Source organism: Legionella oakridgensis ATCC 33761 = DSM 21215 (assembly GCF_000512355.1).
Classification (GTDB): domain Bacteria; phylum Pseudomonadota; class Gammaproteobacteria; order Legionellales; family Legionellaceae; genus Legionella_A; species Legionella_A oakridgensis.
Genome location: NZ_CP004006.1, coordinates 2,047,262 through 2,064,764, shown reverse-complemented (window position 1 = coordinate 2,064,764; position 17,503 = coordinate 2,047,262). Strand labels below are relative to the sequence as shown.

Below are 17,503 nucleotides of genomic sequence, written 5' to 3'. Positions count from 1 at the left end.
TCCCTCTCTTTCCTTATTTAAAAAGGTTATCAAAGCGTTTAATTGAACCAGGTATTAATTTGAGAATTACATGACAAAACCTAATACTTTTCAGGATATTATTCTGACCTTGCAGCAATTTTGGGCGGCACAGGGGTGTGTCATATTACAACCATTGGATATGGAAGTGGGTGCTGGTACATTTCACCCGGCAACATTTTTACGCGCGATTGGACCTGAACCTTGGTTTGCGGCCTATGTTCAGCCTTCGAGGCGGCCCACGGATGGCCGTTATGGTGAAAACCCAAATCGTGTCCAGCATTATTATCAATTTCAAGTCGTTTTAAAACCATCGCCTCTGGATATTCAGGAAAGATATCTTAATTCTCTGCGTGTATTAGGCGTTGATCCACTGACGGATGATATCCGTTTTGTTGAAGACAATTGGGAATCTCCTACGCTGGGTGCCTGGGGGTTAGGTTGGGAAGTGTGGCAAAATGGGATGGAAGTTTCACAATTTACTTATTTTCAACAAGTCGGTGGTTTGCCATGCAAACCGGTTACTGGGGAGTTGACGTACGGGCTTGAGCGTTTGGCCATGTTTATTTTAGGTGTGGATAATTTGTTTGATTTGCCCTGGAGTCAAACGGCACAAGGTTTAGTGACTTACGGGGATGTGTTTCACCAAAATGAAGTAGAAATGTCGGCTTATAATTTTGAACATGCAAACGTTGATGTGTTATTTAAGCAATTTGACTATTATGAGATAGAAGCCCAAAAGTTAGTTGATTTGCAACTTCCTCTACCAGCGTATGAAATGGTGATGAAAGCCTCTCATACGTTTAATTTGCTTGATGCGCGCCATGCTGTTTCTGTGACAGAGCGGCAGCGCTATATTTTGCGAGTCAGGCAATTATCCAGAGCGGTAGCGCTTGCTTATTATCAAGCGCGTGAGGCGTTAGGTTTTCCTATGCAGAAGGTGTGTGATGTCGAATGATTTGCTATTTGAACTAGGTACTGAAGAATTACCTTCTGGTGCGGTATGGCCTCTGGCTGATGCGTTGGCAAACAATATAGCGGCAAATATCCGTAAAGCAGGACTAAACCATGGTGAAGTCCGGCGATTTGCAACGCCGAGGCGGCTGGCTGTCTTAATCCAGCAGGTGGAAGACAAACAGCCAAGCCAGAAAATAGTGCGACGTGGCCCGGCTTGTGTTGCTGCTTGTGATGCCGAGAGCAAACCTACGGAAGCTTTGTTGGGTTTTGCGCGATCTTGTGGCGTTTCTTTGGATGAGCTTACCAAGATAAAAACGGATAAGGGGGAATGGTGGGCGTATGAGTCGGATAGCCCTGGAGCCGATACGTGTGATTTATTACCGCTGATGGTAAAGGAAGCCATTGCTGCTTTACCAATGGCTAAACCCATGCGGTGGGGAGACGGTGATGTTGAATTTGCCCGGCCGGTGCATTGGGCTGTCATGTTATTTGGTGATCGCGTCATCCCTGCTGAAATTCTAGGTGTTGTCGCTGGGAGACAAAGTTATGGGCATCGTTTTCATCATCCACAAGCCATTGAGATTTCCAGCCCCCACCTTTATGAGGTGCTATTAAAAGATGCTTTTGTGATTGCGGATTTTAATGCGCGTCGGCAATTGATTATTGAGCAAGTGGAAGATTTGGCAGCGCAACACGGATTTGATGCAGTCATGCCTGAAAGCCTTGTGGATGAAGTGACCTCCATTGTGGAATGGCCGCGAGCTTTGCTTGCAAGTTTTGAACAAGAGTTTCTGGATGTTCCTGCGGAAGCGCTTATTGCCGCCATGCAATCTCATCAAAAATGTTTTGCCTTACGTGATTCGCGGGGCCAATTACAGCCTTACTTTATTGCTGTGGCCAATATCGTTAGCCATCACGCAGAGCAAGTGATTGCGGGTAATGAAAAAGTGATGCGGGCTCGTTTAAGCGATGCCGCGTTTTTTATAGACAAGATCAAAAGCGTGCCCTGAGTGATTATATCCCTGCAACGGAAAACGTGATATTTCAGGCACGTTTGGGCAGCTTGCAGGATAAGGCCATGCGCATTCAGACCCTGATGAATTTTCTCATTCAACCATTACAACTCAATGAAAGACAAGCGTTGCGCGCAGCCGAACTTTGTAAATGCGATTTGATGACTGGGATGGTGGGTGAATTCCCCGAATTGCAGGGGTTGATGGGATATTATTATGCCCAGCATGATGGTGAAGACATGCTTGTCGCGCAAGCATTAAACGAACAATACATGCCTCGTTTTGCTGCTGATGCACTGCCTGAAACCACTTTGGGACTTGCCTTATCCCTTGCTGATCGGCTTGATACCTTGGTTGGAATTTTTGCGATTGGCCAAAAACCAACAGGGGTAAAGGATCCATTTAAGTTGCGACGGCATGCGTTGGCCGTGGTAAGATTGTTGATGGCAACATCCGCGCCACTTAATCTCTCGACGTTAATAGAACAAGCGTTGCATGGTTATGAAGACAGCTTGCAGCCCGGAAAAGAAATGGTTGCAGAGTTGCATGCTTTTATTCTTGAGCGCATGCAGTCATTTTATCAAAGTCAGGATATTGCAACCGATTTGATTCAAGCCGTGCGGGCTCGTCAAAATGACTGGCTTTATGATGTTGATATGCGAGTCAGAGCGCTGCTTAATTTTATTCATTTGCCAGAGGCAGTTAGTTTATCGGCTGCTTGCAAACGCGTTAACAATATACTGCAGCAAGCGTCTCTGGCGTCGCTGAATACAGCCGTTGAACCTCAGCAATTAGAAGAAGCTGCAGAAAGAACTTTATTTGATCACATTCAAACCATGGAACAGGCGGTGATTCCTCTGTACAGTGAGGGGAATTATGTTCATATTCTTGAACAGTTGGCCACTTTACGTGAACCCGTAGATGCCTTTTTTGATCATGTGATGGTCATGGTTGATAACGAAGCAGTTAAAAATAATCGGTTGCGCTTGCTATTGCGCTTGCAAGCATTGTTGCAGGGCGTTGCAGATATTTCCTTATTGTCGATCCAATGAATAATTTGTTCCTATTAGATAGAGATGGTGTGATTAATCAGGATTCCCTCCACTACATTAAGTCAGTGGATGAATTTGAATTATTGCCTGGTAGTGTTGAGGCAATCGCTCGTCTTACACAAGCAGGTTATCGGGTGGCTATTGCCACTAATCAATCAGGAGTTGCACGCGGCTATTACGATGAAGCGCAATTAGCGGCTATACACGCTAACTTAATCGCCAATGTATGTCGTGCAGGAGGGCGCATTGATAGAATTGAATATTGCCCTCATATGCCGGATGCTGGCTGTGCCTGCCGCAAACCACAGCCTGGCATGCTTCTTGCCATTGCACATGCGTTTAATTGCTCTTTAGCCAATGTCCCTTTTGTTGGTGATCGTGTGTCCGATATTCAAGCCGCAATGGCGGCCGGAGCAAATCCTATCATGGTGTTGTCTTCCATGACGGATCGCGCAGGTTTGGCCGCTTATCCTGATGTTCCTGTGTTTAATTCGCTGGCGGATTGTGTGACTGACTTTTTGGCATCACGATGAAATCTTTGTTGACGATAGGCTTTGATCATGAAGGTTTATATGAGCAAACGAAATCACTGGCTGAACGCTTGGCGCTTAGAGTAGATAATCAATGCTTGCCTCGTTTACAGGTTACCGCGGAACGGTTGGAGTTGCTGGTTGAAGGCTTTTCACCTTTATATGCAGATTTCAGCACTGCGAATTGGCAACGGCGCCACGCCGCAGGCAAACATCAAGGGTTGGTGCGTGCTTGCAAACCAGCTAAAGGGATGACTATTTTTGATGTAACGGCAGGTTGGGGGCGAGATGCAGCGATATTGGCCAGTTTTGGGGCTTGCGTGGTCATGATTGAGCGTAATCCTGTGATGGCAGCTTTACTTGCGGATGGCTTAAAACGCCTGAACGCCCAATCACCAAGAGCGTTGTGTTTATCATTGCTAAGCATGGATGCCAGGCAATATTTGCAGACGTTGGCCATTGAAGCATATCCGGATGTGATTTATATGGATCCCATGCATCCGCATCGACAAAAATCCGCCCTCGTCAAAAAGGAAATGCAAACTCTGCAGCAGATGATTGGAGCAGATGAAGATGCGGTTGAACTGCTTCATCTTGCCAAATCATGCGCGCGCCAGCGAGTTGTTGTCAAATGGCCACAACGTATACCGCCGTTATTGACACCTGCCGGTAGTATTGAAGGCAAGACGGTAAGATTTGATATTTATTCCTGATGTGTAATAACGAAGGTATTGGCATATCGCTGCCATGCAGAGTGCGGCGAAGAATCCGCTGAATAAGGCGCTGTGCCAAACTCATGAGATTTTTTGCTGCGCTCTGGATGACGAGATACTAAAAAACTGCACTTTAAATCACACCCTTGCGGTGCGGCATGTCCGTTATACAAATGAGCTGTTATGCAAACTCATTTAATTCTTCACGTAATCGTTTTTCTTCTTCAAGCTCTTCAATTCGCCGCCGTCTTTCAAGCTTGGTTGTTAAACTGGTATGATGGGCGCTGTCTTGAAAATCAACGAGCTCATCTACGCCTGCTGCTTCAAACTCTTCAAATCGTCGCGCGCTCATGGCTATTCTCCTTTGCGGCTGGTAATCCCAATATCCGGCGGGATTAGATAAAATCGGTACACACGCAGGTTTGGAATTTTAATTCCTAAAAACATGCAACAATAAAAATACCAGATTTTTATCCATAAGAGTAGCTTTATTTTAAGTGTCTAACCATGACTATGACCATGACCACGAGTTGCTTCCTCCTCAGGGGTGGTTAATGTTGCCGCTTCCGCAGCTGCAGCTGCCTTTTTTTCCTCACGATATTTTTGCAGTGCCGTATCAAACTCTTTAGCTGCACCTTTGTCGTCTTTTGCGACCATGATGTGTTTTTCTCGTTCTTCTTGATACATCTGTGCCCGACTGGTGACGGCCTGCAGTCTTGATGGGTATTCTTTATATAATTCTTTTACTTGCTCGGCGGATAATTCTTTGCCATTGACTTTAATGGTTATTTCATCTTCCTTATAACCGGCTTCAAGACAAGCTTCATAAGCCTTGCGGGCCAATTCATTGGCATGTTCGGGGTCTTTATGGTTTAAAGACATGGTGATGGTTTCATGACCTGAAGCTTTAACCAGCAAGACCATGCTCATGATGTCTTCTTTCATCTTGCTGTTCCAGCCGCCATAATAAAATGGGCTGCTTAGCCGATGCGGAAATTCCATGGCGAAACCACCGTCTTTCGTGCGTGTCAATGATCGGCCAGCAACGGTTTCAATGGTTTCCAAATCTTGTATTTGTATGCCTTGGAAAAGAACTTTTTTTAACCGCTTCTCATCGTCCGATGTTTCGAGAGAAAGCGTTATACCGCCTGTGCCTTTGGGTTTTCTGTTTTTATCAGCCAACTCATTAATGATTCGGCGCATGGTGGCATTATTTTCATACATGGCAGCCAGAATATGAATGCGATCGCGCTCGTTTTGCGCTTCCTGATGCATCTTGGTGAGGCGTTCATTCATGGTTTTATCAAAAGCTGCCAATTCTTTTTGATGCGATTCTTTAAGAGAGGTCTCCATGTCTTTTTGCAGTTGTTCAATTTGTTCATCGTCCATGCCTATGGTTTCAAGATGTGCTCGAAAGTCACTGCCTTCCGCAAATTTATCAGCAAGCGCATGCAGTTCTTCTTCATGTTGTGTGTTAATGGCACTGCGCGCTTCATTGCGGATGACATGCAATCGAGACACCAGTCCGGCTGGATCATAACGAAAGGCTGGATCGGCAATGGCCTGGTTTATTTCGGCAACTTTGGCGGCAAAAGTTTCCTGCGCAGCCGTTGTGGTCCCATGCAGAGCGAGAGCTTGTTCTATCCCTGTTTTTATGGCCGCTGCTGCATCGCGTTGGGGCTCATCAGTGTGCTCGGCGGCTGCTTTTAATCGCTCACCGAGGGTTTGATCGCCTACTTTTATAGCGGCAAAGCCATCAGCGTTTTTAATGCGTCCATCCACATACGCGTTAAAGGCTTCAGCTCCTGGCAACCCTTTTGCCAGCCCCATACTGTCAATGTAAGTATTCAGAAATTCTTGTTGGTCAGCGGGTAACATACCTCTTGGGTCCCCGGCCATTTTGTGTTTTAGCTTGGCAATTAATTGCGCGGTTCCATATTGTAGAGCCCCTAATCCGATTAAAGCACCAGCACCTGCAGCACCTAAGAAACTCATGCTATATACCTGCGAATAGAAAGAAAACTTAACTAAAGTATAACACTAATTCATTAACTGGCGATTAAGAATCTGTCTTCAGAGCAGGGCAAATGCATCTAAATTTTGAACATGTATTTGTTAAAAAACTTGTCTTTGCTTCGCTATCGCTCCAAAGATGACATTCAGGATTATTTTTAGTCATAAGATGCGTTTGCCCTGCCCATGGGGTTAAGAGTAGTAAATCACGCCTTCATGGGCTAAACTCAAATCAAGTGCACTCATTACTATACTAATAGATCATCTTTGCTAGGGGATGTCAGTTGAGCAATCATAAAAGGAGAGGCAATGTCAGGAGATAATGCTGCAAAACTTGTTGTAAAATGCCTAGAAGCTCGCGGGGTGAAATATGTTTTTGGAATTCCTGGTGCAAAAATTGACGCTGTTTTTGAAGCATTGGAAGATTCATCTATCGAGCTGATTATTTGTCGGCATGAGCAAAATGCGGCATTCATGGCCGCGGCATATGGTCGCATCACTGGAACACCCGGTGTGGTGTTAGTGACATCAGGGCCGGGAGTTACAAACTTGGCGACGGGTTTATTAACAGCGACAACCGAAGGCGATCCGGTGGTAGCCATTGGCGGCAATGTTCCACGTAATATGAGCTTAAAAGAATCTCATCAGAATACTAACAATGTGTTAGCAATGAAGTCTGTCACAAAGTTAAGTGTTGAAGTCACAGTGCCTGAAAATATCCCTGAAGTCATTGCTAATGCATTTCGTATGGCAAGGGCGCCTCGTAGTGGCGCCTGCTTTATTAGTTTACCACAAGATGTACTCGCCGAATCAACCGATGCAGCGGTGATTCCACCCATGAAAAAAGTCAGTTATGGTGCTGCGCATCCAGAGACGATACAAGCCGCTGCTACTTTAATTAATCAAGCCAAGTTTCCTGTGTTATTACTGGGAGAAGAAGCAAGCCGCCCAGAAAATACTACAGCAATTCGTGCTTTATTGACAAAAACCCATTTACCCGTTGTCAGTACTTTTCAAGCAGCTGGTGTGGTATCACGGGAATTAGTTTCTTGTTTTGCTGGGCGTGTTGGATTATTTCGCAACCAGCCCGGCGATCAATTGCTGGCCAAAGCAGATCTCGTGATCACGATCGGCCTGAATCTGGTGGAGTATGATCCGGAGGTATGGAATGCATCATGTAAAAAAACAGTCATCCATATCGACTATATTCCGGCAAAAATTCATGAGGGCTATCAACCCCAATACGAATTGTTGGGAAGCATTGATGCCAGCATCTCTACATTAAAAAACTTGTTGAATGAGGAGATGGTTGCTCGCAATCAAAACAATGTGAAACCCTTCTATGATGCATATCAAAACATCATTCTCAGCCGCCATACATCAAGAAATAACCTGATGCATCCCTTGCATTTTATTCATCAACTGAGGAATGTGATTGATGATGATACCATGGTGATTTGTGATATTGGCACAATTTATATGTGGATGGCTCGATATTTTTTATCCTACCAACCACATCATTTACTTTTTAGCAACGGACAGCAGACGTTGGGTGTAGGTTTACCTTGGGCTATGGCTGCACGCTTTGCCTACCCACATAAGCGTATTATTTCGATGTCAGGTGATGGCGGTTTTTATTTTCAGCCATGGAACTAGAAACTGCTGTTCGTAACAAACAACATTTCATTCATTTTGTCTGGCGTGATGGCTCATATGACATGGTGAAAGAACAAGAGCTAATGAAATATAAGCGTGAAGCTGGCGTTAAATTTGGCAAAGTTAATCTTGTGGATTTTGCCAAAGCATTTGGGGCAAAAGGTTATGAGTTAGAACATCCAGATCAATTTGAGCAGATCTTTGCAGAAGCTTCTAAACAAACCGTTCCTGTACTCATAGATATTCCCATCGATTACTCGGATAATCCTGAATTATTTAAAGCGGGTTACCCAGATACAAACCAATAGAGACCACATTCTGTAACACTGGAGGCCATATGGAAATTGCTGCTTTTGTTGTTCTAAGAATCATATTGGCATGGATGTTTCTGTATCCATTAAAAGCACAGCTATCTGACTGGGATGCAACGGTTGAATTAGTCGACTTAATTGCACCATTTCAACCACAGCTTTTTGCCGTTTTGATGGTGTTTGTCATGATTGCCGGCTCGTTATCTGTGTTGTTTGGTATATATGCGCAAGTGGGTGCGGCGTGCTTGATGATTTACAGCCTGATAGGCGTGTTGGTGCATTATAAATTAAGCCGCTTAATTACCAGCTTTTATTTAAGCGCTACAGCATCAAACGCCGATCAAAAAATTTTAGAAAAAGTCCAAAGTCTAGGTGTGGTTGGACATGTGACTTCAGCACAAAAAAATATTGTGATCGCTAGTGCTTTATGGGTCATCGTTTGTTTAGGCTCAGGGCCTTATAGCCTTTCGGGTAATCTATTTTAACTAAGGAGGTCATCATGGTTGATCGTTATGAAAAAGGTCTAAAGTCTATGCGAAAACATTTGGGACCTGAGGCAGATAAATATGTAGCAGCCATTCGAGAAGTCGCTCCTTTATTTTCAAAAGTAAATGTGGAGTTTGCGTTTGGAGATATCTATGATGCTGACGGTAGCGTATTATCGGATAAAACTAAAGAGCTATGTACCATCGCTGCATTAGTTGTTCGAGGAGATAGTTTGCCGCAACTCGATCTACATATTGAATGTGCTTTACGCTGTGGCGCAACAAAAGAAGAAATTGTTGAAGTGATCACCCAAATGATTTTATATGGAGGGTTTTCTGTGGCAACAAATGCTATTATGACCGCAAAAACGGTGTTTAAAAGAAAAGGACTACTGTAAGTCCATCGCAGTGGGCAGGATAAATACGCTGAGATCGTATGCAGTTAAGCAGATTTCATTAATGATCTAGCGCAAATCAGGCATTAGGTGCATCTTTAGGCTCATTCACCAGCCCACAAAATAACAACATTCTTTAAATAGAAATTCGGGATGGGTTTCCTGAAAATATAAACTGCCAATTTCTGTGCTTGGAATTTGGGCAGCAATGGCCAAGACAAGCGCACGATTACGTTGGTAATCATATTATATATACTAACAATCTGTCTTCGCGAGCGTTAGCGAAGCATATAGATGCTTTTAGGTCGCCGTGATCTGGATTGTTTCACGTTGTTCGCAAGGACAACGGTTTAATGGGGCAGCCCCTGGGAATAAGCTCAGTGAAAAAATCATTCTGGCGAATCATTGCCAGAATGACTTACCATGCTGGAATAGCTGCATCACCAAATAACTCGTGAGCTTTTTCTTTGACTTCAGGAGAGTTGAGCGCTTTAACCAATAATTCCAATTGGGGCTTTTTAGGACTATTGCGACGAATGACGATTAAGTTGGCATAGGGAGAATCTTTGCTTTCCCTAAATAACGTGTCTTTTGTTGGGCTCAATCCTGCCGGAATAGCAAAGGTCGTATTGATCACGGCGGCATCGACATCTGTCAGTACCCTGGGTAATTGCGCGGCATCTAATTCTTTAAAACGAAATTGTTTAGGATTCGTTGCAATATCCTGTAAGCTTGCATTGCGTGTGTCTTTTAAAGTAATTAATCCTGCTTTTTGCAGCAAGAGCAGGGCACGTGCTTCGTTGCTGGGATCATTGGGTATGGCAATCACTGCTTGCTTAGGAAGGCTGGCTAATGATTTGAATCTTTTGGAATAAAGCCCAGTTGGATAAACGAAGGTTTTGCCAATGACTTCTAAATCGTATCCATGCGCTTTACTGGCCGCTTCCAGGTAGGGCAGGTGTTGATAAACATTAGCATCGAGGCTGCCGTCTTGCAGTGCTTCATTTGGCAAATTATAGTCGCTGAATTCAATGATTTTTACGGTCAAGCCATAACGATCTTTTGCGACCTTTTGTGCTGTTTCCACCAGTTCGGATTCCGGGCCAGAAATGGTTCCTACCACGAGCGTGTTGGGTGAAGGTTTACCGCAGGCTGTTAACAATAAAAACAGGGCAAATAGATTGACAATACGCATGATAATCTCCAGCAAGGCTTAGCTTAATGATGTATAAACCGGCGTGCCATTCGGTCGCCCCCCATTTGCAGCAATTGCACGATAACAACCAGAATAAAAACGGTTGCCAGCATGACCGTGACGTTAAATCGCTGATAACCATAACGAATGGCCAAATCTCCTAATCCACCGCCACCAACGGTGCCTGCCATTGCGGAATAATTAACCAGTGTAATTGCTGTTACGGTTATGGCATGAATCAACTGTGGAGTGGCTTCAGGCAATAAAATATGACGAATCATTTGCCAGGTATTTGCACCCATGGCATGCCCTGCTTCAATCAGTCCACCGGAGAGACTCTGATAAACATTATCGACCAGACGGGCGAAAAATGGTGTGGCTCCAATCGTGAGTGGTACCATGGCGGCATGAATTCCAATGGAGGTTCCTATGAGCAGTCGAGTAAATGGAATTAATGCAACCAATAAAATGATAAATGGTATGGAACGACTAAAATTAATCAAACCGGCAATCAGACGATTAATGGTCTGATTCGGCTTTACTTTCGCACTGGTGAATAAAAGAGTGCCTAATGGCAGACCGAATAATGCTGCAAAAAGCGTACTGATGAGTACCATGTACAAGGTCTCACCCGTTGCAATTAGAAAATCAGAAAACATCGTCAGTGACATGGTAACTCCAGAGTTCCCCAAACGGAATTTAAATGCATCTTGTTTGTTGAATGAGCGCTACGTAACATAACCCAGAACCTCCACAGTCAGGCCAAACTCTTCGCAGCGATGGATGAATTTTGTCATTAAGGAAGGATCGGCTGCTAACTCGGCTATCAGTACCCCACACGTGACGGTATCAAAACGATCAATATTAGCCAGTAAGATGTTGATATCCAAATGAAGATCACGACTTGTTTGACTAATAAACGGCACGGTTGCTCCTTCGCCTTCAAAAAATAAGCGTACCAGCGGTTTATTATTGATTTCTTGGGTCAACTGGTTGCTTAGGCATAAAGGTAATTCAGGACTTAATTGTGCATACAGCATGCTGCGTGCCAAGCTGTTTTTATTACGGAACACATTGGAAATGGCGGTGGTTTCTACGATTCGGCCAGCCTCCATCACCGCAACTCGATGACAAATTCGTTTAACGACTTCCATTTCATGAGTGATAAGCACTATCGTAATGCCATACAATCCGTTGATTTTTTTTAGAAGGGTTAAAATGGCATCAGTGGTTTCAGGATCAAGGGCTGAAGTGGCTTCATCGCATAATAAAATTTTAGGAGAGCAGCTCAATGCTCTGGCAATGGCAACCCGCTGTTTTTGCCCACCACTTAATTGCGTAGGATAAGCATGTATTTTGTCAGTCAATTCAACCAAAGGTAACAATTCATCAATTTTGCTTTTGATGGTGGACTCGTCAATTCCCTGAATGCGCATGGGCAAAGCAATATTGTCATAAACGGTTTTTGAATTCAGTAAGTTAAATTGTTGAAAAATCATGGCCATTTTATGACGTGCATTCCGCAAGGCAGCGCCAGTTAGGGTCGTGATGGTTTCTCCGTCAACGATAACATTTCCCGCATCAGGGTGTTCCAGTAAATTGATGCAACGCAATAAGGTGGATTTGCCAGCACCACTTTTACCAATAATGCCGAAAATCTCACCTTCTTGAATGAATAAATGAATATTTTGTAGGGCAGCATGGCCAGCGTAGGATTTTGTTAATCCAGAAAGTTCAATCATTTGGTTACCAGAGTCTGTTTACAGCAGGCGGGATGCTAGAAAGGGGAATCAATGACCCGCTTTAGCCGTATTTTCAAAGACAACGGTATTCATTTGATTTTTTCTAAACAAATGGATGTCATTGAGCGCCCGCAAGCTGTGTGTTCAAATCGGCGCTGTTGTGATTATACATGAGTTGAATCGATTGACAACCTGTTTGTGGATTACGGCAGCTAAACGATCGTCATTGCGAACAACGTGAAGCAATCCAGATCGAGGAGATATAAAAGCATCGATCTGGATTGCTTCGCTAACGCTCGCAACGATAGATTGTGAGTAGCCCAATAATTTATAATGGAATAGCCTTGGAGTACTGCAGGAGGGATTATGTCTGAAAAAATTCTTAACTTCTGGGGCTTGCGAACAAATTTCGAGACATAGGAATATGGTTGTAGATCTTGGGATCGCTGAGTAGAGATTATTCCTGTAATTCTTGAATGTTTTTAAAATAATCCAATGCGTTTGGATTGGCTAATGATTGTATGTTTTGTACGGCTTGTCCATGCACGACTTGACGAACGGCGAGCTCTACGATTTTGCCATTGATGGTTCGGGGGATATCTGCCACTTGCAGGATTTTTGCCGGAACATGTCTTGGCGAAGCATGAGTACGGATGGTTTGACGAATGGTGGTTTTTAGTGCCTCATCCAAGAGCGTCCCTTCTCGTAATTTTACAAACAACACAATACGAACGTCATCTTGCCAATCTTGACCAATCACGACGCTGTCCAATACGTCCGGAATTTTTTCAACTTGACGATAAATTTCCGCGGTTCCTATACGTACTCCTCCAGGGTTAAGCACAGCATCGGAACGGCCATAAATAATCAAGCCGCCATGAGCGGTCACTTCGGCAAAATCTCCATGAGCCCAAACGCCAGGAAAGCGTTCAAAGTAGGCATGTTTGTACAATTGATTATCTGGGTCTTGCCAAAATCCAATGGGCATGGAAGGGAAGGGTTTGGTACAAACCAATTCGCCACGTGCTTCGCGTATGGAGTGTCCTTGTTCATCAAATACTTTGACACTCATGCCTAAACCAAGACACTGCAATTCTCCGCGATAAACAGGCAAGAGGGGATTCCCAAGTGCAAAGCAAGAGACAATGTCAGTGCCCCCGGAAATGGAAGATAATTGCACTTCTGGTTTGATTTGCTGATAGACATAATCGTAATTTTTAGGCAAAAGTGGTGAACCGGTTGAGAGAATACAGCGTAGCTCCTTTAATGCAAATGCTTCTCTGGGTTTGGTGCCTTCTTTTTCAACACTTGACAGGAATTTGGCGCTGGTGCCAAACACACTGATTTTTTCTTTCTCTATTAATTCAAATAACCGATCCGTTGTAGGATAAGTGGGTGAGCCTTCATACAAGGTAAGCGTTGCTCCTAAAGCGAGCACGGATACCATCCAGTTCCACATCATCCATCCGCAGGTGGTATAAAAAATAAATTGTCGTTTGCTGTGATGTCTGAGTGGAGGCCCAACTCCTTAATATGTTGCAATAAAGCACCACCAGCACCATGCATGATGCATTTGGGTTTACCAGTGGTTCCTGATGAAAAGAGAATATACAATGGATGAGAAAAAGACAGGGACGCACAATGCAATGCCTCGGTGGGCTTAAGAAAATTATCCCACAAAATGGTTTTGTCCGTTATGGATAATTCACTGATGTTATTCATGACAGGACAAACCACAATGTGCTGCAAACTGGGCATCATGGCAGCAAATTCTTTTACTTTTACAAAATCGTCATGAATTTTTCCATGGTATTGATGGCCATCACAGATAAACAATATCTTAGGCGTGACTTGCCCGAGTCGGTCAACAGCAGCAGGGACACCGAAATCAGGAGAGCAAGAAGACCAGATGGCACCAATGGAGGCAGTGGCGAGAAAGGCAATGATGGTATAAGCCACATTTGGCATGAAACCAGCAACGCGATCTCCTTTGTCAATACCAGCTTCTTTCAGACCAGCCGCGCATGCAGCCACTTGCTGCCTGAGTTCACGATAAGTCAGAGTCTGTCGTTTCCCTTGTTCATTAACGCAAACAAGCGCTGTACGCTCATCTGCATGAGATAATAATGCCTGGGTATAATTTAATTTAGCACCGGTGAACCATTTCGCTTCCATCATATGAAAATAATCATTTAGGATTTGATTAGCCGGTTCATCAAAAGGAATGTTAAAGAATTCACAAAGCGCCTGCCAGAAAAGAGCGGGCTGTTGCACGGACCAGGCATGTAATTGCTGATAATCGGAAAAATGCTCTTGGTGAGTTCGTTCAACGAAGCGCATGAATTGCCACATTCTGCTTGCTTCAGGATGTTTGGGCTTCCATACTACCGTGTTCATAATCATATCCTTTTATTTAGGTTGCCCCTCTCAAAAAGGCGGTTGAATTTAAACATATAACAATGCCTCTTATTAAAAGAGGCATTGTGAATATCCACACATTAACCTGCTTTAGGCTGTTGTTGTGTAATGCAATGAATACCACCACCGCCAGCAAAAATATCCAAGGCCATCACTTGAGTTATCTTATGCTCAGGAAACAATTTAATAAAGAGCTCATGAGCTGCCTTATCATGATATTCATACCCAAAAGCTGGCATAACGATGCCATGATTAGCGCGATAAAAATTGATGTAAGACAAGGTTAAACGCTCGTTTTCCAGATAAGTAGCCGGAGGTTGCTCTACAACAAATATCTCAAGTTTTCGGCCTTTTGCATCGCTTGCTGATTTTAAAATCTCCAGATTTTCCTGAAGAATATCATAATTGACATCGGATTTATCGTTGGTTATTAAAGCCAGCACTTTACCTGGCGCTATAAAACAAGCAATCTCATCCACATGTCCATCTGTTTCATCACCTATTAATCCCTGATTAAGCCAGATTATTTTTTCAGAACCCAGGAAATCAAATAAATATTGTTCAATAGTTTGCTGTGAAAGTTCCGGATTACGATTTTTGTTCAGTAAACATTCCCGGGTGGTTAAAACAGTACCTTCGCCATCCACATGAAATGAACCGCCTTCCATCACTAAGGGAGCGTGAAAATAGCGGGCGTGCGTTTGCTTAATCACGGCAGCAGCAATTTTATTATCCAGCTCACAGTGTTCATAATTTCCTCCCCACGCATTATGAATCCAATCCACCCCGGCCAATTCTCCCTCTGCATTTATGAGGAAGGTTGGACCGGTGTCTCTTGTCCATGAATCATTGAGGGCGAATGGAATAAGACGGATTTCTTCGGCGCATAAAGCGGTTGCTGAAGCCATATCTTCAGGGTTAACCAACATGGTCACGGGTTCGTATTGGGCAATGGCTTTAGCAATATTTGCAAACGCCAGGCGAGCCCGTTGTATACCGATTTTTTCCCAAGTTAGCCTATGACAGGGCCAAGCCATCCAGCATCCTTGATGTGGGTACCATTCGGCAGGCATAAAATAACCGGATTGTTTAGGGTTCATAATGTCCTTCACTTACTGTCAAGATAGGTTAATTGCGTAAAAATACTGCGTAACTCATTCAGATAAGTCTGAACAGTTTCATCCGGCAGATCACTTTTAATCAATTGCTTTTCATAAGATTGCAACAGTTTTTTTGAATCAAAGTGAGCAAAATTTAACACATTGGTGACCGTGTCTCCACTGACGAGATCATTAATTTCAAAAGTGCCAGCACCCGTTAGCTTGACATCCAGGGAATTGGTATCACCAAATAAATTATGTAAATTGCCAAGAATTTCCTGATAAGCACCTACTAAAAAGAAGCCGAGCACGTAGGGCTTATTGGCATGATAAGGTGGTAGCAGCAAGGTGGTGTTAATGCAGCTACTGCCCGTGTATTGTTTTAATGTCCCATCGGAATCGCAGGTTAAGTCTTGCAAAATACAGTGCATGCTTGGTTTATCACTTAACTGGGTAATGGGTGCAACTGGGAAAATTTGACCAATAGCCCAGGCATCCGGGAGCGATTGAAAAAAGGAAACGTTGCAAAATACTTTGGTTGCCAGTCGCTCGTTGATTAAATCAATGAGTTCACCGTCACCTGGATTATTTTCATCCAGACGTTGTTGGATCTCAAGACAAATCGCATGATAGAGTTGCTCGACTTTTGCTTTTTCAGTGAGACTGATGACACCATGTTTAAACATGGAGTTTGCTTCATCCAGAGCATGGGCTGCATAATGATAAATTTCTGTTGGCGAACTATCAGGAATGGCTTGATAAGTATCCCAAATATCATGAATAATGCGTGATTCACTGTCTTCTATGGTTGGCAATGCTGAGGAGCTTTTTATCATTTCTACGCCAGTGATGTTGGTGACTAGAACCGCATGATGGGCAGTCAATGCCCGACCGGATTCGGAAATGATATTAGGTTCAGGCATTTGTGCTTCGTGACAGAGATCGCGCACAGCCAGAAGAATGTTGGTAGCGTATTCATGAAGACTGTAATTCATAGAGCACCCTGTATTAGAACGGGTGCCTTCATAATCAACACCCAGGCCGCCGCCGACGTCGATGGTATTGATAGGAGCTTGCAAACGGCGCAATTCGACGTAATAACGTGCAACTTCCAGCATGCAACTACGGATATCACGAATGTTGGCAATTTGTGAGCCCAGATGACAATGCATCAACTGCAGGCACTCCAAAGCATTGTGTGTTTTGAGTTGATGAATAAGATCCAAAACTTGCTCAGCATTGAGCCCGAATTTTGATTTGGCGCCTGCTGTATTTTCCCATTTGCCTGCACCTTTGGTCACTAACCGTATACGAACACCAATGCGTGGCTTCATTTGTAAACGTTCGGCTTCCCGTAAAATAACATCAAGTTCGGAGAGTTTTTCAATGACGATGAAAACGGAATGCCCAATTTGTTGTGCAATTAAAGCAATACGAATGTAATCGCGATCCTTATAACCATTGCAAATGATGGTTGACGAATGTTCTCCCAATAAGCCCAAAACGGCCATTAATTCTGGTTTGCTGCCAGCTTCAAGTCCTATGGGATGATTAGGGGCCTTGAGTAATTCACGTACTACGCATTGTTCCTGATTTACTTTAATGGGATAAACCAGTTGATAACTTCCATGATAATTGGTTTCTTCTATGGCTTGAGAAAAAGCTTCATAAAGTTTCACAACACGGTCATGTAAGATGTCAGTAAACCGGATAAGCAGGGGCAGATGTAATCCTGCACGGCTGGCGGCATGCACGATGGTCTGTAATTCCACTCCTTGTTCGCTGACATGTTTGCATATTTCCATATTACCCTGAGGATTAATGGTGAAATATCCTTCTCCCCAGTTGCTGATGTTATATAAATTTTCGTCGGAAATAGCGTTTTGATTCATGGTTTAACCTTGT

13 protein-coding genes and 3 pseudogenes are annotated in these 17,503 nt (G+C 43.7%); 8 read left to right on the top strand and 8 right to left on the bottom strand.

Annotation, left to right across the window (positions count from 1 at the left end):
• The first annotated feature begins 70 nt into the window (after nt 1–70).
• The 4 genes and pseudogenes from glyQ to LOA_RS10005 all read left to right on the top strand — a co-directional run bounded on the left by glyQ (nt 71) and on the right by LOA_RS10005 (nt 4,283).
• Nucleotides 71–976 (top strand): glycine--tRNA ligase subunit alpha, encoded by a 906-nt coding sequence (gene glyQ, locus LOA_RS10020; protein ID WP_025386224.1) that lies wholly within the window; start codon nt 71–73, stop codon nt 974–976.
• Nucleotides 966–3,040, top strand: a pseudogene (glyS, locus tag LOA_RS16255) (glycine--tRNA ligase subunit beta). The gene glyQ and the pseudogene glyS overlap by 11 nt, the downstream one beginning before the upstream one ends.
• Nucleotides 3,037–3,573 carry a D-glycero-beta-D-manno-heptose 1,7-bisphosphate 7-phosphatase gene (gmhB, locus tag LOA_RS10010; RefSeq protein ID WP_025386223.1) on the top strand — a complete coding sequence of 179 codons (537 nt, stop codon included), beginning with the start codon at nt 3,037–3,039 and terminating at the stop codon, nt 3,571–3,573. Before glyS ends, gmhB begins: the two are co-directional and overlap by 4 nt.
• Nucleotides 3,570–4,283: a class I SAM-dependent methyltransferase gene (locus LOA_RS10005; protein WP_025386222.1), complete on the top strand. Its 714-nt coding sequence runs from the start codon at nt 3,570–3,572 to the stop codon at nt 4,281–4,283. Before gmhB ends, LOA_RS10005 begins: the two co-directional genes overlap by 4 nt.
• 181 nt (nt 4,284–4,464) lie before the next feature.
• Here LOA_RS10005 and LOA_RS14805 read toward each other — a convergent pair whose 3' ends face one another.
• On the bottom strand, nt 4,465–4,635 hold the full coding sequence (locus LOA_RS14805; RefSeq protein ID WP_169728703.1) for a PA3496 family putative envelope integrity protein: 171 nt from the start codon (nt 4,633–4,635) through the stop codon (nt 4,465–4,467).
• Nucleotides 4,636–4,784: 149 nt separating this feature from the next.
• Nucleotides 4,785–6,278, bottom strand: coding sequence for a hypothetical protein (locus tag LOA_RS09995; RefSeq protein ID WP_025386220.1), 1,494 nt, complete (start codon nt 6,276–6,278; stop codon nt 4,785–4,787).
• Nucleotides 6,279–6,605: 327 nt separating this feature from the next.
• On the opposite strand from LOA_RS09995, the pseudogene alsS reads away from it, so the two are divergent.
• The 3 genes and pseudogenes from alsS (at nt 6,606) to LOA_RS09980 (ending at nt 9,146) form a co-directional block, all read left to right on the top strand.
• Nucleotides 6,606–8,260, top strand: a pseudogene (gene alsS, locus LOA_RS09990) (acetolactate synthase AlsS).
• Between the two features lie 29 nt (nt 8,261–8,289).
• Nucleotides 8,290–8,748, top strand: coding sequence for a DoxX family protein (locus tag LOA_RS09985; protein WP_025386219.1), 459 nt, complete (start codon nt 8,290–8,292; stop codon nt 8,746–8,748).
• Between the two features lie 14 nt (nt 8,749–8,762).
• Nucleotides 8,763–9,146 carry a carboxymuconolactone decarboxylase family protein gene (locus LOA_RS09980; RefSeq protein ID WP_025386218.1) on the top strand — a complete coding sequence of 128 codons (384 nt, stop codon included), beginning with the start codon at nt 8,763–8,765 and terminating at the stop codon, nt 9,144–9,146.
• Between the two features lie 415 nt (nt 9,147–9,561).
• Here LOA_RS09980 and LOA_RS09975 read toward each other — a convergent pair whose 3' ends face one another.
• From LOA_RS09975 to LOA_RS09965, 3 genes are read right to left on the bottom strand one after another with little or no spacing between them, the layout of a single operon-like run.
• Nucleotides 9,562–10,338 carry a MetQ/NlpA family ABC transporter substrate-binding protein gene (locus LOA_RS09975; protein WP_035895272.1) on the bottom strand — a complete coding sequence of 259 codons (777 nt, stop codon included), beginning with the start codon at nt 10,336–10,338 and terminating at the stop codon, nt 9,562–9,564.
• A 23-nt stretch (nt 10,339–10,361) separates the two neighbouring features.
• Nucleotides 10,362–11,009 (bottom strand): methionine ABC transporter permease, encoded by a 648-nt coding sequence (locus LOA_RS09970; protein WP_025386216.1) that lies wholly within the window; start codon nt 11,007–11,009, stop codon nt 10,362–10,364.
• Nucleotides 11,010–11,066: 57 nt separating this feature from the next.
• Nucleotides 11,067–12,080, bottom strand: a complete 1,014-nt coding sequence (locus LOA_RS09965) for a methionine ABC transporter ATP-binding protein (protein ID WP_025386215.1) — start codon at nt 12,078–12,080, stop codon at nt 11,067–11,069.
• A 51-nt stretch (nt 12,081–12,131) separates the two neighbouring features.
• On the opposite strand from LOA_RS09965, the gene LOA_RS15895 reads away from it, so the two are divergent.
• Nucleotides 12,132–12,254 carry a hypothetical protein gene (locus tag LOA_RS15895; protein ID WP_272946928.1) on the top strand — a complete coding sequence of 41 codons (123 nt, stop codon included), beginning with the start codon at nt 12,132–12,134 and terminating at the stop codon, nt 12,252–12,254.
• A 283-nt stretch (nt 12,255–12,537) separates the two neighbouring features.
• Here LOA_RS15895 and LOA_RS09960 read toward each other — a convergent pair.
• The 3 genes and pseudogenes from LOA_RS09960 to speA form a co-directional block, all read right to left on the bottom strand.
• Nucleotides 12,538–14,477 (bottom strand): annotated as a pseudogene (locus tag LOA_RS09960) (acetoacetate--CoA ligase).
• A gap of 101 nt (nt 14,478–14,578) precedes the next feature.
• Nucleotides 14,579–15,598: an agmatine deiminase family protein gene (locus LOA_RS09955; RefSeq protein WP_025386214.1), complete on the bottom strand. Its 1,020-nt coding sequence runs from the start codon at nt 15,596–15,598 to the stop codon at nt 14,579–14,581.
• Between the two features lie 8 nt (nt 15,599–15,606).
• A complete protein-coding gene (gene speA / locus LOA_RS09950) occupies nt 15,607–17,490 on the bottom strand; it encodes a biosynthetic arginine decarboxylase (RefSeq protein ID WP_025386213.1) in 1,884 nt (627 codons plus the stop codon).
• Between the last annotated feature and the right edge of the window lie 13 nt (nt 17,491–17,503).